This window comes from Peribacillus alkalitolerans (genome assembly GCF_010882125.1).
Classification (GTDB): domain Bacteria; phylum Bacillota; class Bacilli; order Bacillales; family DSM-1321; genus Bacillus_BN; species Bacillus_BN alkalitolerans.
Map to the genome: position 1 here is coordinate 40,104 of NZ_JAAGVZ010000022.1, position 15,421 is coordinate 55,524.

Below are 15,421 nucleotides of genomic sequence, written 5' to 3' on the forward strand. Positions count from 1 at the left end.
GATCTTTATCGTTGTAAATCCGCATTTTCCTGACGGTAACCCCTAAAAAGAAGGTAAGCCAATCCATAGGATTGGCCTGTTTATCAAGAGGGGTTATCTTCTGTTTGTTTGTCAACAGGAACAAATGCATTTATTATTGCATTTTCTAATTCCTTTTGGTATTTAAGAGATACTTCTGATGACCAGTTAAAATAGTCTGCCATGTATTTGGAAACTTGATCTTTATATTTTCTAACCATATTGATATCAAATAGTAATGCACCGGTTCTACGATTAAAAAAGTCGATAGGTGTTACAGCCATTTCATATTGAAGTGAATACTGTAATTTCGAAAAAAGGCTAAGGGGTAATTGATATTCTTTAGCCTTTTCCCCACCTTCCTCGATGATTTTAAATAATATTGGTACATTTGATCCATACAAAGAAGCCAAATGCTGCGCCTCTTGCTCTGTTAAACCTAATTTAACTCCTTTTTCGGTCTCCGTTGATATAAATTTATTAAAGTTTTTAGAGCCCCCAACATCTCCGCCTGAGATTGGCATGTTCTTTGTTTGAGATCGGGGGTAGTCTTGATTATTCTCATTTTTTAATTTTGAGCAAATAAGGTCCACAATATCTACGGCCATTTTTCGATATCCAGTTAATTTCCCCCCAGCGATTGTAATAAGCCCCGATTCCGAAACCCAAATTTCGTCCTTTCGTGAAATTTCAGAAGCGGATTTTCCTTCTTCATAGATTAGAGGTCTTACTCCAGCCCAACTTGACTCAATATCATTGAAGGTAATATTTACTTCTGGGAACATATTATGAATGGCATTAATGATATATGAACGATCACTTTCAGTCATGTTGGGATTGATTGGATCTTCATTGTAAAAAGTATCTGTTGTCCCGACATATGTCTTCCCTTCACGTGGGATGGCAAAAACCATACGCCCGTCCTGCGTGTCAAAGTATACTGCCTGTTTCAAGGGGAATTTTGATTGATCAAGAACTATATGAACCCCTTTAGATAGTTGAAGCACTTTTCCTTTTTTTGAATTATCTTTTTCACGAATATTATCCACCCATGGCCCGGTAGCATTTACAATCTTTTTGCTATAAATTTCATAAACATCACCACTTAATAGATCTTTAACAAGAACCCCTACGATTTTTCCATCTTCATAAAGCAATTTTTCCACTTTCGTATAGTTTAAGAGTGTTGCTCCTTTATCAGCTGCCGCCTTTATAACCTCTATTGTTAAGCGGGCATCATCTGTTCGATATTCTACATAGTATCCCCCACCCTTAAGCCCATCTTTCTTAATGAGTGGTTCTTTTTGCAAAGTTTCGTTTACATTAAGCATGGATCGACGTTCCGACTTTTTTACATTTGCTAAATAATCATATACCTTTAATCCAACCGATGTACCAAACTTTCCGAATGTACCGCCCTTGTGAATCGGTAAAAGCATCCATTCTGGTGTTGTTACGTGTGGGCCATTTTCATAAACAATTGCCCTTTCTTTACCAACATCCGCGACCATTTTTACTTCAAATTGTTTTAGATAGCGTAATCCTCCATGTACAAGCTTTGTAGATCGGCTAGAGGTTCCTGCAGAAAAATCTTGCATCTCCACCAGGGCTGTTTTTAATCCCCGTGTAGTTGCATCTAGTGCAATTCCAGCACCCGTAATGCCTCCACCAATTATGAGAACATCATAATTAACGGATTTTAACTTTTGAGCAATTTTTACTCGATTTTGATTTGATAGAATCATCAACATTTCCCCCTATTAGAAAAAATCACTTTTTTTATAATTTGGCGTTTAGCAAAATAAAAGAGACCACAAAATCACTATCGATAAATCGATAATGATTCTGTGGTCTCTCCAAATCTCCTGCCTAGTTATTAACTTATATACATCATAACATATGTACGGGTGATTTTGAATCCTTTTTTCATCTGAATAATAGGGATATACATACTTAAGCCACCGTTATATGTACAACTCACCTTAGGGAGAGAAAGTGGTCCAAAGATCCTTATTAGATGTTGTGATTGCAGATGCCCCCGCTTTAAGAGCATTTTTTATTTCTTCTTCCGTACGAATAAGTCCCCCTGCAAAGATAGGGATATTCAACCTTTCTTTCACCTCTTTTATTATCCACGGCATCGCACCCGGTAAAACTTCTATTATATCCGGTTTTGTCTTTTCTATAAGTTTATAGCTTTTTTCCAATGCATGTGAATCGATTAGAAAAATCCTTTGCACTGCAATTATACCTTTTTGCTTAGCCTTCACAATTACATTTGATTTTGTAGAAATTAGCCCGTATGGTTTAAATTCCTGACAAATATATTCCGTTGCATATTCATCACTTTTAATCCCACGAATCAAATCAACATGGTAAATTATTTTTTTGGAGTATTCCTTAGCCAATAAACTCACATTTTTCAACTGGGAAATATGCATATCTAAAAAGACGCCAATTTCATAAGAACTTTTTAAAAACTGCTCAAACTCCTTCATATTAGAAAAAGCTGGCAATATGACCTGCTCCATCAATCCAGCCCCGTTTCGGCAATTACTTTATATTTTATTATATAGCAAAAACTTTATATAATCCTAATAACAATTTTGAAAACTACCAGTTGCTTACACCAAAAACAAAGGAATCAGTCGAACAATCAAGATTGATGAATCTATAGTCAATTTATTGAAAAGACTTCAGATAAAGCAAAATGAGATCAAAATTAAAAACAGGATGGTTTACCAGGACAATGGCTTTATTTTCGACCGAAATGAAGGGCACCCTCAATTGAGGAAAGTGATTGAAGCAGGAGTAGGGATTAAGGAGATTCAGTAGCGAATTGGTCAGTCGGATATAAACACCACAATGAATATCTATGCTCATATGACTGCCAATATGGAAGAAAAGGCCTCTCACCAATTTAGTAAACTGATGAGAGACCTTCTTTAAAAATTATTTTATTATGAGCATTTGTAAAAATATCTCTTGGAAAACCTACTAATATTAGGTTTCTGAGTGGTTATTACATCATGCCGCCCATTCCGCCCATGTCAGGCATCATTGGAGCTTTGTTTTCTTCTGGTTTGTCAGCAACTACAGCTTCAGTTGTTAGGAACATAGCTGCAACAGATGCTGCGTTTTGAAGCGCGGAACGAGTAACCTTAGTTGGATCCACGATACCAGCTTCGATCATGTTCACCCACTCGCCAGTAGCAGCGTTGAAGCCAGTTCCTACTTCTTCACGCTTTAAGCGCTCAACGATTACAGAACCTTCAAGGCCTGCATTGTGAGAGATTTGACGTACAGGCTCTTCCATCGCACGTAAAACGATGTTGATACCTGTTGCCGCGTCACCTTCAGCTTGGATTTCAGCCACTTTATTGTATACATTTAGAAGAGCTACACCACCACCGGAAACGATACCTTCTTCAACCGCTGCACGAGTGGAGTTCAGTGCATCTTCAATACGAAGTTTGCGCTCTTTAAGTTCTGTTTCAGTAGCAGCACCTACTTTGATTACCGCTACTCCGCCTGCTAATTTAGCAAGACGCTCTTGTAATTTTTCACGATCGAACTCAGAAGTTGTTTCTTCTAATTGAACACGGATTTGGTTCACGCGTGCACCGATTGCAGCTTTCTCACCAGCACCTTCAACGATTGTTGTGTTTTCTTTTGTAACAACAACCTTAGCAGCGCGTCCTAGAGAAGCAATTGTTGCAGACTTAAGGTCACGGCCTAACTCTTCAGTGATTACTTCACCGCCAGTTAGTGCAGCGATATCTTCAAGCATTGCTTTACGTCGGTCACCGAAACCAGGAGCCTTAACAGCCACTGCATTGAAAGTACCGCGAAGTTTGTTTACAACAAGAGTAGCAAGAGCTTCCCCTTCAACATCCTCAGCGATCATTAATAGAGGCTTACCTTGTTGAACAACTTGCTCAAGAACTGGTAGGATTTCTTGGATGCTACCGATTTTCTTGTCAGTGATTAAAATATATGGATTGTCTAAAATAGCTTCCATTTTATCTGAATCAGTAACCATGTAAGGAGAAGCGTATCCACGATCGAATTGCATACCTTCTACTACATCTAATTCAGTAGTGAAGCCTTTTGATTCTTCGATTGTGATAACTCCGTCATTACCAACGCGCTCCATTGCTTCTGCAATCAATTGACCAACTTCTTCGTCAGCAGCAGAGATTGCAGCAACTTGAGCGATAGAAGCTTTGCCTTCGATTGGCTTAGAGATTGCTTTAAGCTCTTGAACAGCAACCGAAACAGCTTTCTCGATCCCTTTACGAAGACCCATTGGATTAGCACCAGCAGTTACGTTTTTCAATCCTTCACGAATCATAGCTTGTGCCAATACTGTTGCAGTAGTAGTACCGTCACCAGCGATGTCATTCGTTTTGCTTGCTACTTCAGCAACAAGTTTAGCACCCATGTTTTCGAATGCATCTTCTAATTCGATTTCCTTAGCGATTGTCACACCATCGTTTGTGATAAGCGGAGAACCAAATTTCTTTTCAAGAACCACGTTACGTCCTTTAGGTCCAAGTGTTACTTTAACTGCATTTGCAAGAGCATCTACACCACGAAGCATCGAACGGCGAGCTTCTTCACTGAACTTAATGTCTTTAGCCATTTTAAATTACCTCCCTAAATGTTTAAAATAAAATTAAGTATTAAATTAGCCAATAACAGCTAAAATGTCGCTTTCGCGTAAAATTAAGTATTCAGTACCTTCATATTTCACTTCAGTACCAGCATATTTTGAGAAGATGATACGATCGCCAACAGCAACCTCTAAAGCAACACGTTCGCCATTATCAAGCACACGACCTGTACCAACGGAAACGACTTTACCTTCTTGAGGTTTTTCCTTTGCAGTATCAGGCAAAACAATACCGCTAGCAGTTTTTTCTTCTGAAGCAACTAGTTCAATAATAACGCGATCACCTAATGGTTTAATCAAGTAAAACGACCTCCTCATTCTTTTCCATCTTTTTCTTTATTAGCACTCATCGTCTTAGAGTGCTAACACAATTTATATATTAAATAAATCCATTTATTTTTGCAAGTAGGAAACCATAAAATTTTAAAGAGAATTTTATTGTGATTCTTCCAATCTCCCATTCTATACATTGCTATTCATTATTTCTATACACCTTACATTTGAAAGGGGTCCCTACTCACTGTACAATAAAGAAGAATACTTTTTTATAGTAAGTAACTACAATAAAAATAGAGTAGCCAACATACTTGTGTAACTTGGCATAATCCAAAAGGAGAGACACTAGGATTGAAAAAAGAATATTGGTTTATACTGGTTGCATATATAGCGATGCAGCTTTCAAGCATAGTTGGAGTTCCCATTATGATGGGTGTCGGTCTTGGATTTGGTTGGGAAGGCGAGGAGCTACAGATAAAATCCGGTGGATATTGGATCGTCATTAGCTTTGTCACCACTCTCCTCATTGTCCTACTATTTTTAAGAAACGAGCGAAAGCAAGAGCTAGCACGTGAACAGCGCGCTTCGGTCTCTTCTTCAGCTCTATGGGCGATTGGTGGGGTCTTTATGGCTTTATTCGCTCAAATTATCGCCGCTTCAATAGAAAAGGCCATTGGAATCGAACCTGGATCTGAAAACACTCTTAGAATTATGGAGCTCATCCAATCCATTCCTGCAGTTATGATTGTAAGTTCCATTATCGGTCCCATTTTAGAAGAAATCGTATTCCGCAAAATCATTTTTGGAGCTTTGTACAAAAAGATGAATTTCTTCTTTGCAGCACTTCTAAGTTCCGTCATCTTTGGTTTTGCCCATTTTGAACCTATTCATATCATCTTATATTCGGCAATGGGCTTCACGTTCGCGTTTCTATATGTAAAAACCAAACGAATCCTTGTACCGATTATTGCTCATATGACTATGAATACTCTAGTAGTGATTATGCAAAGCTATCGAGAAGAGATGGAGGAATTCATTAAGCAGGCAGAAACGGCTGCGGCTTTTCTCTTATTTTGATATAGTAAGCAGTAACCTTTGTTAGGCAGTATTTTGGAGGAATGTATGAGACGACAATCACCCCTTATGACAGGATTCATTTATATCATCTTAGGGATTCTTTTCACCGTCTTTGCGGTGCAAAATGTATCTGCTGATGGCTGGAATTTTTTCTCGTTTTTATTGATTTTTCTAGCAACTATCGACTTTGGATCCGGATTCAGGATGATCATGCTGCATTTAAAAATCAAATCCATTCAGAAGAAAAAATAAAAAATGGGCAACCCAACAAATTTTACTGTGGTTGCCCATTTTATTTATTTTACTTTCGCATATATACAGGTGTCGGTTAATTTTTCACTATCCACTGACACTCCATTGTTCCTAAGAATCCCTTCTAGAGTGAATCCCAACCTTTCCGGTATGGCTCGACTTTTATGATTTTCTGTATCCATACGTATTTCTATCCTTCTAGCTTTTAATTCTGAAAAGGCGAAATCCATAATCCCTTCCACAGCCTCCGTCATATACCCTTGCCCACTGTATCTCGAATCGATCCAATACCCAATCTCAAACTTTGGGATCGACCAGTCTATTCTATGTAATCCAGATGAGGCAATAAATTCACCAGTTTCTTTTAGAAAAACGAGCAATCGTAAATCCTCCCGTTTTAAGAAGTTTAGGTGAGCCTCCCTAATATTTGCTTCTACATCCTCAGGGGATTGATCTTTATGAGCAAACGGCATCCATGGCTTTAATTCTGTAAGAGAAGCCACAATAGCATCGTAAACCACCTTCCCATCCCCTGACTTTGGCATCCGGATTAGCAATCTTTCAGTTGTGAATTCAGTCGGAAAATCAAATAATATTGGATCCATTAATTCCTCTCCTATTCTTGTCTCTATTTATGACGAAAGCTGTAGGCTTTGTCCTTATCAACAAAACCTACATCTTGTTTTACTTTAAAGAGTTTCTTCCACAATAGGATAATGCTTTAAAAAATACGCCAAAGATTGTAGCTCTACGGCTAAATCAATGTGATGAACCCGAATGGAAGGTGGAACATTCAATCTTGCCGGTGTAAAGTTTAATATCCCCTTTACCTCTGAGGATACCAATCGATCAGTGATGGGCTGTGCCACTGGAGCAGGAACTGTCAAAATGGCTACAGTAACTCCTTCAACTTGTAAACGTTTTTCAATATCATCCATATGGTAAACCGGAACATCACCAATTTTTGTACCGACTTTCTCTTGATCAACATCAAACGCCATTTCTATTTTCGTATTATTATTTTTAAGGAAGTTATAATTCAAAAAAGCAGTACCTAGATTTCCTACACCAATAAGTGCGACCTTTGTCAATTCATCTTGATCCAATGTTTTTCGGAAGAAGCTTAAAAGATAATTAACGTTGTATCCGTATCCCTTCTTTCCGAGTGCACCAAAGTATGAAAAATCTCTTCGAATTGTTGCCGAGTCGACCTTGACCGCTTCGCTTAACTCCGCTGATGAGACCCTTTGCTTTCCTGAAGAGTGCAAATTTTTCAAAAAACGATAATATAAGGGTAACCGTTTAGCCGTTGCTTGTGGAATTTTCATTTCTTGTGTCATATATTCCCCTCCTTCAACCTCTAGCTCATTGCTTCTTTGTTTGTTTATGAAAATCAGGGCTTGATACACCACCAGTTTTACTCAATAAAAACGTCGGACCAATGACCATTCCTTTATCAAGGGCCTTGCACATATCATATACGGTCAAAGCTGTAGCAGTTGCACCTGTTAGCGCTTCCATTTCGACACCTGTTGAACCCTTTGTTTTCACAGTAACTTCTATAATTAGCCTATACCCATCATTCTCGTGGTTCCAATTGAATTCGATATCGACCCCTTGGATAGGGATTGGATGGCACATTGGGATGATAGTTGGTGTACTTTTAGTTGCCATAATTCCGGCCACTTGGGCAACTGCCAGGACATCTCCCTTTTTTATTTCTTTATTGGCTATTTTATTATATATTTCTTTGTTCACTAGAATGCTTGAATGAGCAGTAGCAATTCTGACCGTTTCAGGTTTGTTGCTGACATCCACCATTTTAGCTCTGCCACTCTCGTTAAAATGTGTTAAATCTCCCATGAAGAACACCTCTCCATATGATGATACACTATTTTTTTCGATTTGTGTGCATGCATTGTTTTCTAATTCATAAGACGGCTGTATTGCTCTTTGCTTCAACAATCGTTTACACTTACATTATGTAAATTGAGGTGAAAAATAATGATTTTGTTACAAGTGAACCAACTTTCAAAATATTATGGGGCAGAAATGGTTTTGTCTAATATAAAACTTGAAATACAAAATAAAGACCGGGTCGGCTTAGTGGGCCGAAACGGTGCTGGAAAGTCCACTCTCCTAAAAATCATAGCAGGACAACTATCACATGATGGTGGGGAAATCATTAAGCCAAAAGATGTAACGATTGGTTATTTGGCTCAAAATACCGGCCTAGAGTCTAGTCTTTCCATTTGGGCGGAAATGTTGACTGTCTTTCAAACTGTAATTGAAATGGAAAAAAAACTTCGTTCATTGGAAGAAACAATGTCAAACCCTGATATTTTTGACAATGAAGAAGTTTATCAAAAAATTATCAAAGAATATGATCACTTACAAATTCGTTTTAAAGAAATTGGCGGGTATCAATATGAATCAGATATCCGTTCTGTCCTACATGGATTACAGTTCTCCACTTTCAGTCCGGATACTCTTATATCCACACTCAGTGGTGGACAAAAAACGAGACTCGCTTTAGCTAAGTTGCTTTTGACCAAACCAGATATACTTATTCTGGACGAGCCTACCAACCACTTGGACATCGAAACCTTAACCTGGTTGGAGCAATATCTTCAAGGGTATGACGGTGCTGTTCTCATTGTTTCCCATGATCGATACTTCATGGACAAGGTTGTAAACCAGGTTTATGAAATATCCAGACAATCCATTAAAAAATATTATGGAAATTATAGTGGATACCTGATTCGAAAAGCGGAAGATTTTGAACGGGACATGAAACAATTCGAAAAACAACAAGACGAGATTGAGAAACTGAAGGATTTTGTACAACGTAACATTGCCAGAGCCTCCACCACTAAACGGGCTCAAAGTAGAAGGAAGCAACTTGAAAGAATGAACGTGATGGACAGGCCATTAGGGGATGAAAAATCCGCTAATTTCTCATTTCAGATTGAAAAGCAAAGTGGAAATGAAGTATTAAATAGTAAAGATCTCTCGATTGGGTATGATCAGCCAGTATCCTCTAACATTTCAATGAGGATTACAAAAGGAGAAAGCATTGCCCTCGTTGGGCCTAACGGTGTTGGGAAGTCTACTCTTTTAAAAACATTGATAGGAAGACTCCCTTCATTCCATGGAAGCTATAATTTCGGTACGAATGTACAGGTAGGCTATTATGATCAAGAACAAGCAAATCTAGTTTCTAACAAACGTGTCTTAAATGAATTATGGGATGATTATCCACTAAAGAATGAAAAAGAGATACGGACAGTTTTAGGAAATTTCCTTTTTTCAGGTGACGATGTGTTAAAAACAGTTTCCTCTTTATCTGGTGGAGAAAAAGCTAGACTTGCCCTTGCGAAGCTCATGATGCAAAAAGCGAATTTCCTTATCCTAGATGAGCCTACCAACCATCTAGACTTAGATAGTAAGATCGTTCTAGAAAATGCCTTGATTGATTACCCAGGTACCTTGCTATTTGTATCTCATGATCGATATTTCATCAATCGAATTGCTACAAAGGTTTTTGAACTGTCACAATCAGGTGCAGAAGAGTTCCTTGGTGACTATGATTACTATTTAGAGAAAAAACAAGAACAGGCAGAGCTGGAAATGCTTGAATCTCTTAATAAAGTTGAAATTGTAAAGGTAGATGATAAATCCAATTACCAGCTAGATAAAGAAGCGAAAAAAGTTGAAAGACAAAGGATTAGACGTCTTGAAGAGATTGAAAATAAAATGGAATTGCTAGAGGCAGAGATAGCATCACTCAATGCCCAGCTATGCGACCCTGATATTTTTCAAGATCATAAAAAAGTATTAGACCTTAATCAACAACTTGAAAATGCCAACATTGAATTAGAATCACTTATGGAAGAATGGGAATTACTCGAACATTAAATCTACCTGTATATCTGTTAATAAGTATGGCTGACAAATGTTTGTCAGTCTTTTTTTTGTGGATAAGGACCATTTTCTGTGGAAAAGTAGGATAACTTTTGTGGATAATGTGGAAAAAGCTTTAAAACGATTGAAAATCAACTGTCTAATTGTGTATATCTTTGTGGATATCAGCTGGATAAGTATGAAAAAGCTCGTAAATTGTCGAGGCAAAATGCAAAAAAAGAAGAGTATAATGAATATCAACATAACAAAATACTGGCCGAATTACATGTTCGGCCAGTATTTTGTTATGTTATTTAAGCCTCTAAATCTAACCCTGGATGGGCATTCATATCCATGCCACCCCTTTTTCCTTTTTCAAAAAGGATACTTCCAGCTGCAGCAATCATAGCCGCATTATCTGTACAAAGCGCCAAAGGCGGAATCACCAATTGAATATCTTCGAATTCATTAAATGCCTTCTCTAAAGCAGATCTTAAACCCTTATTCGCTGCTACACCACCAGCCAACAAGACTTGTGAGACCTTTAATTCATTGGCAGCTCGCACCGTTTTTGTTACCAATACATCAATTACACTTTGTTGAAAACTAGCAGCAAGATCTTGAGGAGAAATGATTTCTCCACGTTGCTCCGCATTATGTAATGTATTGATTACAGCCGATTTTAATCCACTAAAACTAAAATCATACGATCCTTCCTCCAACCATGCACGTGGCAAATCAATGACGGGCTTACCTTCGTGTGCAAGTCGATCAATGTGAGGGCCTCCTGGATATGGTAAACTTAGAGTGCGTGCCACTTTATCATAAGCTTCCCCAGCGGCGTCATCCCTAGTTTCCCCCAAAACTTTGAATACCCCGTGCTCTTCCATATAAACTAACTCAGTATGGCCACCCGACACTACAAGTGATAATAGTGGGAAAGAAAACTCTGTTAATAAACGGTTGGCATAAATATGACCAGCTATATGATGGGCACCTACCAAAGGAATGTTGTGTGCAAAAGAAATTGCTTTAGCTGCATTGACTCCAATCAAAAGGGCACCTACTAATCCTGGACCTTCAGTGACTGCAATTGCATCAATGTCTTTATATTGGATTTCTGCTTGTATCAACGCTTCTTCAAGGACCATGGTCATTTGTTCTACATGATGTCTTGAAGCAATCTCAGGTACTACCCCACCAAAACGTTTATGACTTTCAATCTGAGACGCCACCACATTTGATAGGATTTCTCTTCCATTTTTCACTACAGCTACTGCAGTTTCATCGCATGACGTTTCTATTCCAACAATAATTTGATCTTTCATTGAAAATTCACCCACATTACGATAGCATCCTCCCCATTATCGGAATAATAATTTTTTCGGATACCACCTTTTTTAAATCCAAGCTTCTCGTATAAGGACTGCGCTACAAGATTGCTCACCCTTACCTCCAAAGTCATGGTTACTACATTTCGTGATCTAGTAACATTCATCATGTGTGTTAATAGTTTCTCACCTAAACCTCTTCCTCGATAGGATGGGAGGATTGCGATATTAGTGATATGAGCTTCATCAATAATCAGCCATGTTCCGCAATAACCCACGATTTTGCCCTTGTCTTCAATTACTACATATATTGCATGTTGATTATGATGCAGCTCATTATAAAATGCTTCTTTGCTCCAAGGCAATGTAAAAGACTGATGTTCCAGTTCTAATACATCTTCTAAATCTCGATCCGTCATAAGTCGAATAATCATTTTGTTTTCCATGGTTTCTCCCAATCAAAATCTCTTACTTTTTCTGTTGCTTGAGCCAATTGGTTTCAGCTTCAGCCATACGAACATAATTCGGAACAAAAGAATGCACGTCGATTGGTTCCTTTGCCAAACCTAAGTAAGCAAGTTCACCTGGCCTAGGGTTAAACATTGATTCACTGGCGAAAACAGCACGTTCTTTCATTATTCCTTCAATGATTTCACGATGAAGTGGTAGATCATTTCCAATGAAAAGTATAGGCTTGCCCTTGGTAAGCATGCTTTCCGCCCATTCAGATGATTGTAAGATTCCATCTGGAATTACATGTTGTAGTCTACCATCCTCAAATTCGTAAAGACCTGTATAAATTTGACCTCTTCTACCGTCAAACAGTGGACTGATATACCCATTGAAATATCTTCCATTGGCAGCAATAACCTCTAAGCTAGAAACCCCTACAATTGGTATTCCTAGTGTCCACGCCAATGTTTTGGCAATAGTCACTCCTATCCGAACCCCTGTATACGAACCAGGACCATTCGCGACAATGATTTTCCCTAAATCCTTGGGTTCCACATCACATTCTTTCATCAATTGCTGAATTGCTGGCATTGCTCGAACTGAATGATTCTTTTTCAAGTTAGTAATATATTCCCCAATTAAAGTGTTACCATCTAATAATGCTATCCCAAGTACGTAATTCGATGTATCTATAGCTAGTACTTTCATTAAAAAATCTCCTTGCACAGCTTTTCATATGATATTCCAAATGGCTGGAACTCAATTCTTCTTTCATTATTTGCTACATGGAAAATGGAAATGGCGAGCCTTTCATTTGGCAAGTGATCTGAAATGAGATGTGCCCACTCAACAACCGTGACACCCTCTCCTTCAAAATACTCTTCAAATCCTAAATCCTCTGAATCATCCTCAATTCGATATACATCCATATGATATAAGGGCATTCTTCCCATATATTCCTTGATAATAGTAAAAGTAGGGCTGTTCACATTACGATGAATTCCAAGACCTTTAGCTAAACCTTTTGTAAATGTAGTCTTACCTGCCCCCAAGTCTCCTTCTAACGTAATAACGGTACCAGCCTGTACAACTGAACCCAATTTTTCCGCTAAATGGAACGTATCATCCGAACTCGTAGACTGATAAACAAATGTATTCATGTTTTTCACCTAATTATCCTAAATAGAAGTTAAATTATTCTCTAAATGTAGTGTACCTTTTTTCCAACTTGGAAACAAATGAAGCATTACAATACGTAATGTAAATAAGGTAATGTTTGGGCTTCATTTTTCCAGAATGGTAATATCCTTTGGCCGTTCGGTAATAATTTAAGGATTTCGGTAATATTCTAGCCCGTTTCGGTAATAAACTCAGTGGTTTCGATAATATCTTAAATTTTGGCTTAATCAGAGTGCTACTAATAAGGGAAATTACGCCTTTTTTATGCCTTTTAAAGAGTGTCTACACCAAAACAAATATTTTAGAGCCCTTTATAATTACTGAGAATAACATAAGAAGACGCCAAGTGGGGCGTCTTCTCTTTGTTTCTTATATTGTACGTTTACAAAAAACTTTCCAGTTATGTTTTCTCATGCTTTCCCCTCACTATTGAGATGACTAAAAGCAATGTAGAAGTTATAGCCAGTATAGAAGGTACAAATTTCCCCATCCAATCCCCTAATGTGAATAAGGCATTAATATTTTCTGGTATCATCGCCACAATAAAAATAATGGGTATCACCGCCCAATAAAACAGGCGAATATTTTTTCGAAAAAGCTGAGCTAATCCTAAAGAGGCTGCATAATAACTAATAATAAAGGATGTAAATATTTGCATAATCCAAATTGCTATTAGTAGTGAATCAAAGCGCTCAAAAATAAGTCCAGTAATCTCAAAGCTTCTAAAATATGTGATAACCGGCCATGTTTGGAGCACCGCACCCTCTATTGATAATCCTCCTACTACCATTACTACAGTTACTGTATAAAAAATTATAGGAATCAAAATACCGATTAATACAACTTTCTTCGCTTTATGCTGTTCTTGCATAAACATATAAATCACTAAAATGATTTCATATCCACTATAGGAAAAAACTGTGGCCGTTATACCTTTAAGAACTGGCATAATCCCCATCCCTAATACAGGTCTTAAATGGTCAATTTCAAATGTTTTAAAGCCTAAAAACATTATAACTAGAAAATAAATAACCGTAATTGGAAAAATAATCTCTAGCATGCGTGCTATAGCATTAATACCTCCAAAAATTAAATATAATCCTATCCATAAGAATGGCATTATAATGGCCCAAGAAGGTGTTCCTTGAAGAAGATATGGCCCTATCGTATCTGCCATCACTCGAACCTGATAACCAGAAGAAATAAGAAATAAGACTATTATAAGACCGCTAAGAATCGAACCCAGCCATTTTCCAATAATCTCTTGGCTAAATTGATAGATCGTTTTATTAGGAAATCTTTCACATAATTTAACCATGATTAACGCAATTACGATTGGTATCAAGCCACCAAGAATAACCGAAATCCATACATCTGGTGTTTTCACCTTTTCAGATACAGTTCTTGGTAAAGTCAAGATACCTACACCAAGTACATAATTGATGATGAAAACAGTTGCTTGAGTGGTACTTATGCGATCTATTGGACGGGAATTCATGATTAAACATTTCCTTTCAATCCGATATTCCAAATTGAAACCTTATCATTCTTTCTGTAATGAATGAATCTATTTAAATACACTTGATATTCCAAATGGAACGATAAAAGCGATTATACCTTGAATAATAATTGTAATATCGGATAAGTAAAGGAAATAGTTTTCCACATATCAATCACCTAGTCATTGCTCTTTTTAGAGTAAATTTTGCAATAACTCTTTGAGGCGAATCATCTGCTTCTATTTCGAACGTAAGATATAGTTATTTTTAGTTAATTTTTCCTTACAAAGGATAATTGATACGCTTCTTGAAAAATTTTTGAGGTTTGTGTTAAACTTGAGATTTTTTACAGGGTATTTTTCGTTTAGCGAATGATAACAGCGGGGTTTTAATGAACAAATCGCTAACGCGACTTAAATCACGTCCCAAGTGAAGATTATTTACTTGGAATTTTTTTCACCCTAAGCATTGTTCAACAATCTTCCAATATCCGTCAAAACGATCCTTTAAAATTCGTTTAATAACTCCACTCTTTTGTTTACTCATAACAGCTCTCCCAAAGATGATACGAACAGTTATCCACAAATCCAGAATTTTATAGTTTCCTAAACAAAAAAAAGCCGAAACATCGGTTTCGTCTTACGAGTTAAAAAATATATAAATGGCGGTCCCGACGGGAATCGAACCCGCGATCTCCTGCGTGACAGGCAGGCATGTTAACCGCTACACCACGGAACCATTTGGTTGCGGGGACAGGA

The 15,421-nt window shown here is 37.6% G+C and carries 15 protein-coding genes and 1 tRNA gene; 3 read left to right on the forward strand and 13 right to left on the reverse strand.

Annotated features, from left to right (window positions below; translation table 11 throughout):
• Nucleotides 1–83: 83 nt before the first annotated feature.
• The 4 genes from G3O09_RS18705 to groES all read right to left on the reverse strand — a co-directional run bounded on the left by G3O09_RS18705 (nucleotide 84) and on the right by groES (nucleotide 4,993).
• Nucleotides 84–1,763: a glycerol-3-phosphate dehydrogenase/oxidase gene (locus tag G3O09_RS18705; protein WP_163102965.1), complete on the reverse strand. Its 1,680-nt coding sequence runs from the start codon at nucleotides 1,761–1,763 to the stop codon at nucleotides 84–86.
• Nucleotides 1,764–2,000: 237 nt separating this feature from the next.
• Nucleotides 2,001–2,549, reverse strand: coding sequence for a glycerol-3-phosphate responsive antiterminator (locus G3O09_RS18710; protein ID WP_163102966.1), 549 nt, complete (start codon nucleotides 2,547–2,549; stop codon nucleotides 2,001–2,003).
• A gap of 491 nt (nucleotides 2,550–3,040) precedes the next feature.
• Nucleotides 3,041–4,663 (reverse strand): chaperonin GroEL, encoded by a 1,623-nt coding sequence (groL, locus tag G3O09_RS18715; RefSeq protein ID WP_163102967.1) that lies wholly within the window; start codon nucleotides 4,661–4,663, stop codon nucleotides 3,041–3,043.
• Between the two features lie 45 nt (nucleotides 4,664–4,708).
• Complete coding sequence (gene groES, locus G3O09_RS18720) at nucleotides 4,709–4,993, reverse strand: co-chaperone GroES (RefSeq protein ID WP_108672167.1); 285 nt, start codon at nucleotides 4,991–4,993, stop codon at nucleotides 4,709–4,711.
• A gap of 327 nt (nucleotides 4,994–5,320) precedes the next feature.
• Here groES and G3O09_RS18725 point away from each other — a divergent pair, with 327 nt between their 5' ends.
• Nucleotides 5,321–6,046: a CPBP family intramembrane glutamic endopeptidase gene (locus tag G3O09_RS18725; RefSeq protein ID WP_163102968.1), complete on the forward strand. Its 726-nt coding sequence runs from the start codon at nucleotides 5,321–5,323 to the stop codon at nucleotides 6,044–6,046.
• Nucleotides 6,047–6,091: 45 nt separating this feature from the next.
• Nucleotides 6,092–6,298 carry a YdiK family protein gene (locus G3O09_RS18730; RefSeq protein ID WP_163102969.1) on the forward strand — a complete coding sequence of 69 codons (207 nt, stop codon included), beginning with the start codon at nucleotides 6,092–6,094 and terminating at the stop codon, nucleotides 6,296–6,298.
• 44 nt (nucleotides 6,299–6,342) lie between these two features.
• On the opposite strand, the gene G3O09_RS18735 is transcribed toward G3O09_RS18730, so the two are convergent.
• The 3 genes from G3O09_RS18735 to moaC all read right to left on the reverse strand — a co-directional run bounded on the left by G3O09_RS18735 (nucleotide 6,343) and on the right by moaC (nucleotide 8,161).
• Nucleotides 6,343–6,903: a GNAT family N-acetyltransferase gene (locus tag G3O09_RS18735; protein ID WP_163102970.1), complete on the reverse strand. Its 561-nt coding sequence runs from the start codon at nucleotides 6,901–6,903 to the stop codon at nucleotides 6,343–6,345.
• 84 nt (nucleotides 6,904–6,987) lie between these two features.
• Nucleotides 6,988–7,638, reverse strand: coding sequence for a redox-sensing transcriptional repressor Rex (locus tag G3O09_RS18740; RefSeq protein ID WP_163102971.1), 651 nt, complete (start codon nucleotides 7,636–7,638; stop codon nucleotides 6,988–6,990).
• A 25-nt stretch (nucleotides 7,639–7,663) separates the two neighbouring features.
• Complete coding sequence (gene moaC, locus G3O09_RS18745) at nucleotides 7,664–8,161, reverse strand: cyclic pyranopterin monophosphate synthase MoaC (RefSeq protein WP_163102972.1); 498 nt, start codon at nucleotides 8,159–8,161, stop codon at nucleotides 7,664–7,666.
• Between the two features lie 141 nt (nucleotides 8,162–8,302).
• Between moaC and G3O09_RS18750 the strand changes: the two genes are divergently transcribed.
• Complete coding sequence (locus tag G3O09_RS18750) at nucleotides 8,303–10,216, forward strand: ABC-F family ATP-binding cassette domain-containing protein (protein ID WP_163102973.1); 1,914 nt, start codon at nucleotides 8,303–8,305, stop codon at nucleotides 10,214–10,216.
• A 299-nt stretch (nucleotides 10,217–10,515) separates the two neighbouring features.
• Here the strand turns inward: G3O09_RS18750 and tsaD are convergent, their stop codons facing one another.
• The 6 genes from tsaD to G3O09_RS18780 form a co-directional block, all read right to left on the reverse strand.
• On the reverse strand, nucleotides 10,516–11,529 hold the full coding sequence (tsaD, locus tag G3O09_RS18755; protein WP_163102974.1) for a tRNA (adenosine(37)-N6)-threonylcarbamoyltransferase complex transferase subunit TsaD: 1,014 nt from the start codon (nucleotides 11,527–11,529) through the stop codon (nucleotides 10,516–10,518).
• A complete protein-coding gene (gene rimI, locus G3O09_RS18760) occupies nucleotides 11,526–11,978 on the reverse strand; it encodes a ribosomal protein S18-alanine N-acetyltransferase (protein WP_163102975.1) in 453 nt (150 codons plus the stop codon). Before rimI ends, tsaD begins: the two co-directional genes overlap by 4 nt.
• Before the next feature lie 22 nt (nucleotides 11,979–12,000).
• Nucleotides 12,001–12,693 (reverse strand): tRNA (adenosine(37)-N6)-threonylcarbamoyltransferase complex dimerization subunit type 1 TsaB, encoded by a 693-nt coding sequence (gene tsaB, locus G3O09_RS18765; RefSeq protein ID WP_163102976.1) that lies wholly within the window; start codon nucleotides 12,691–12,693, stop codon nucleotides 12,001–12,003.
• Nucleotides 12,693–13,145: a tRNA (adenosine(37)-N6)-threonylcarbamoyltransferase complex ATPase subunit type 1 TsaE gene (gene tsaE, locus G3O09_RS18770; RefSeq protein WP_163102977.1), complete on the reverse strand. Its 453-nt coding sequence runs from the start codon at nucleotides 13,143–13,145 to the stop codon at nucleotides 12,693–12,695. The genes tsaB and tsaE overlap by 1 nt, the downstream gene beginning before the upstream one ends.
• A 419-nt stretch (nucleotides 13,146–13,564) precedes the next feature.
• Nucleotides 13,565–14,662 (reverse strand): GerAB/ArcD/ProY family transporter, encoded by a 1,098-nt coding sequence (locus tag G3O09_RS18775; protein ID WP_163102978.1) that lies wholly within the window; start codon nucleotides 14,660–14,662, stop codon nucleotides 13,565–13,567.
• A gap of 663 nt (nucleotides 14,663–15,325) precedes the next feature.
• Nucleotides 15,326–15,401, reverse strand: a tRNA-Asp gene (locus G3O09_RS18780).
• Between the last annotated feature and the right edge of the window lie 20 nt (nucleotides 15,402–15,421).

Bases quoted from the DNA above. Each gene is read 5' to 3' on its own strand.
- G3O09_RS18705 (WP_163102965.1), bottom strand. From the start codon at position 1,763: ATGATTCTATCAAATCAAAATCGAGTAAAAATTGCTCAAAAGTTAAAA.
- rimI (WP_163102975.1), bottom strand. From the start codon at position 11,978: ATGGAAAACAAAATGATTATTCGACTTATGACGGATCGAGATTTAGAA.
- groL (WP_163102967.1), bottom strand. From the start codon at position 4,663: ATGGCTAAAGACATTAAGTTCAGTGAAGAAGCTCGCCGTTCGATGCTT.
- G3O09_RS18735 (WP_163102970.1), bottom strand. From the start codon at position 6,903: ATGGATCCAATATTATTTGATTTTCCGACTGAATTCACAACTGAAAGA.
- G3O09_RS18730 (WP_163102969.1), top strand. From the start codon at position 6,092: ATGAGACGACAATCACCCCTTATGACAGGATTCATTTATATCATCTTA.
- G3O09_RS18740 (WP_163102971.1), bottom strand. From the start codon at position 7,638: ATGACACAAGAAATGAAAATTCCACAAGCAACGGCTAAACGGTTACCC.
- tsaE (WP_163102977.1), bottom strand. From the start codon at position 13,145: ATGAATACATTTGTTTATCAGTCTACGAGTTCGGATGATACGTTCCAT.
- G3O09_RS18775 (WP_163102978.1), bottom strand. From the start codon at position 14,662: ATGAATTCCCGTCCAATAGATCGCATAAGTACCACTCAAGCAACTGTT.
- G3O09_RS18710 (WP_163102966.1), bottom strand. From the start codon at position 2,549: ATGGAGCAGGTCATATTGCCAGCTTTTTCTAATATGAAGGAGTTTGAG.
- tsaB (WP_163102976.1), bottom strand. From the start codon at position 12,693: ATGAAAGTACTAGCTATAGATACATCGAATTACGTACTTGGGATAGCA.
- moaC (WP_163102972.1), bottom strand. From the start codon at position 8,161: ATGGGAGATTTAACACATTTTAACGAGAGTGGCAGAGCTAAAATGGTG.
- tsaD (WP_163102974.1), bottom strand. From the start codon at position 11,529: ATGAAAGATCAAATTATTGTTGGAATAGAAACGTCATGCGATGAAACT.
- G3O09_RS18750 (WP_163102973.1), top strand. From the start codon at position 8,303: ATGATTTTGTTACAAGTGAACCAACTTTCAAAATATTATGGGGCAGAA.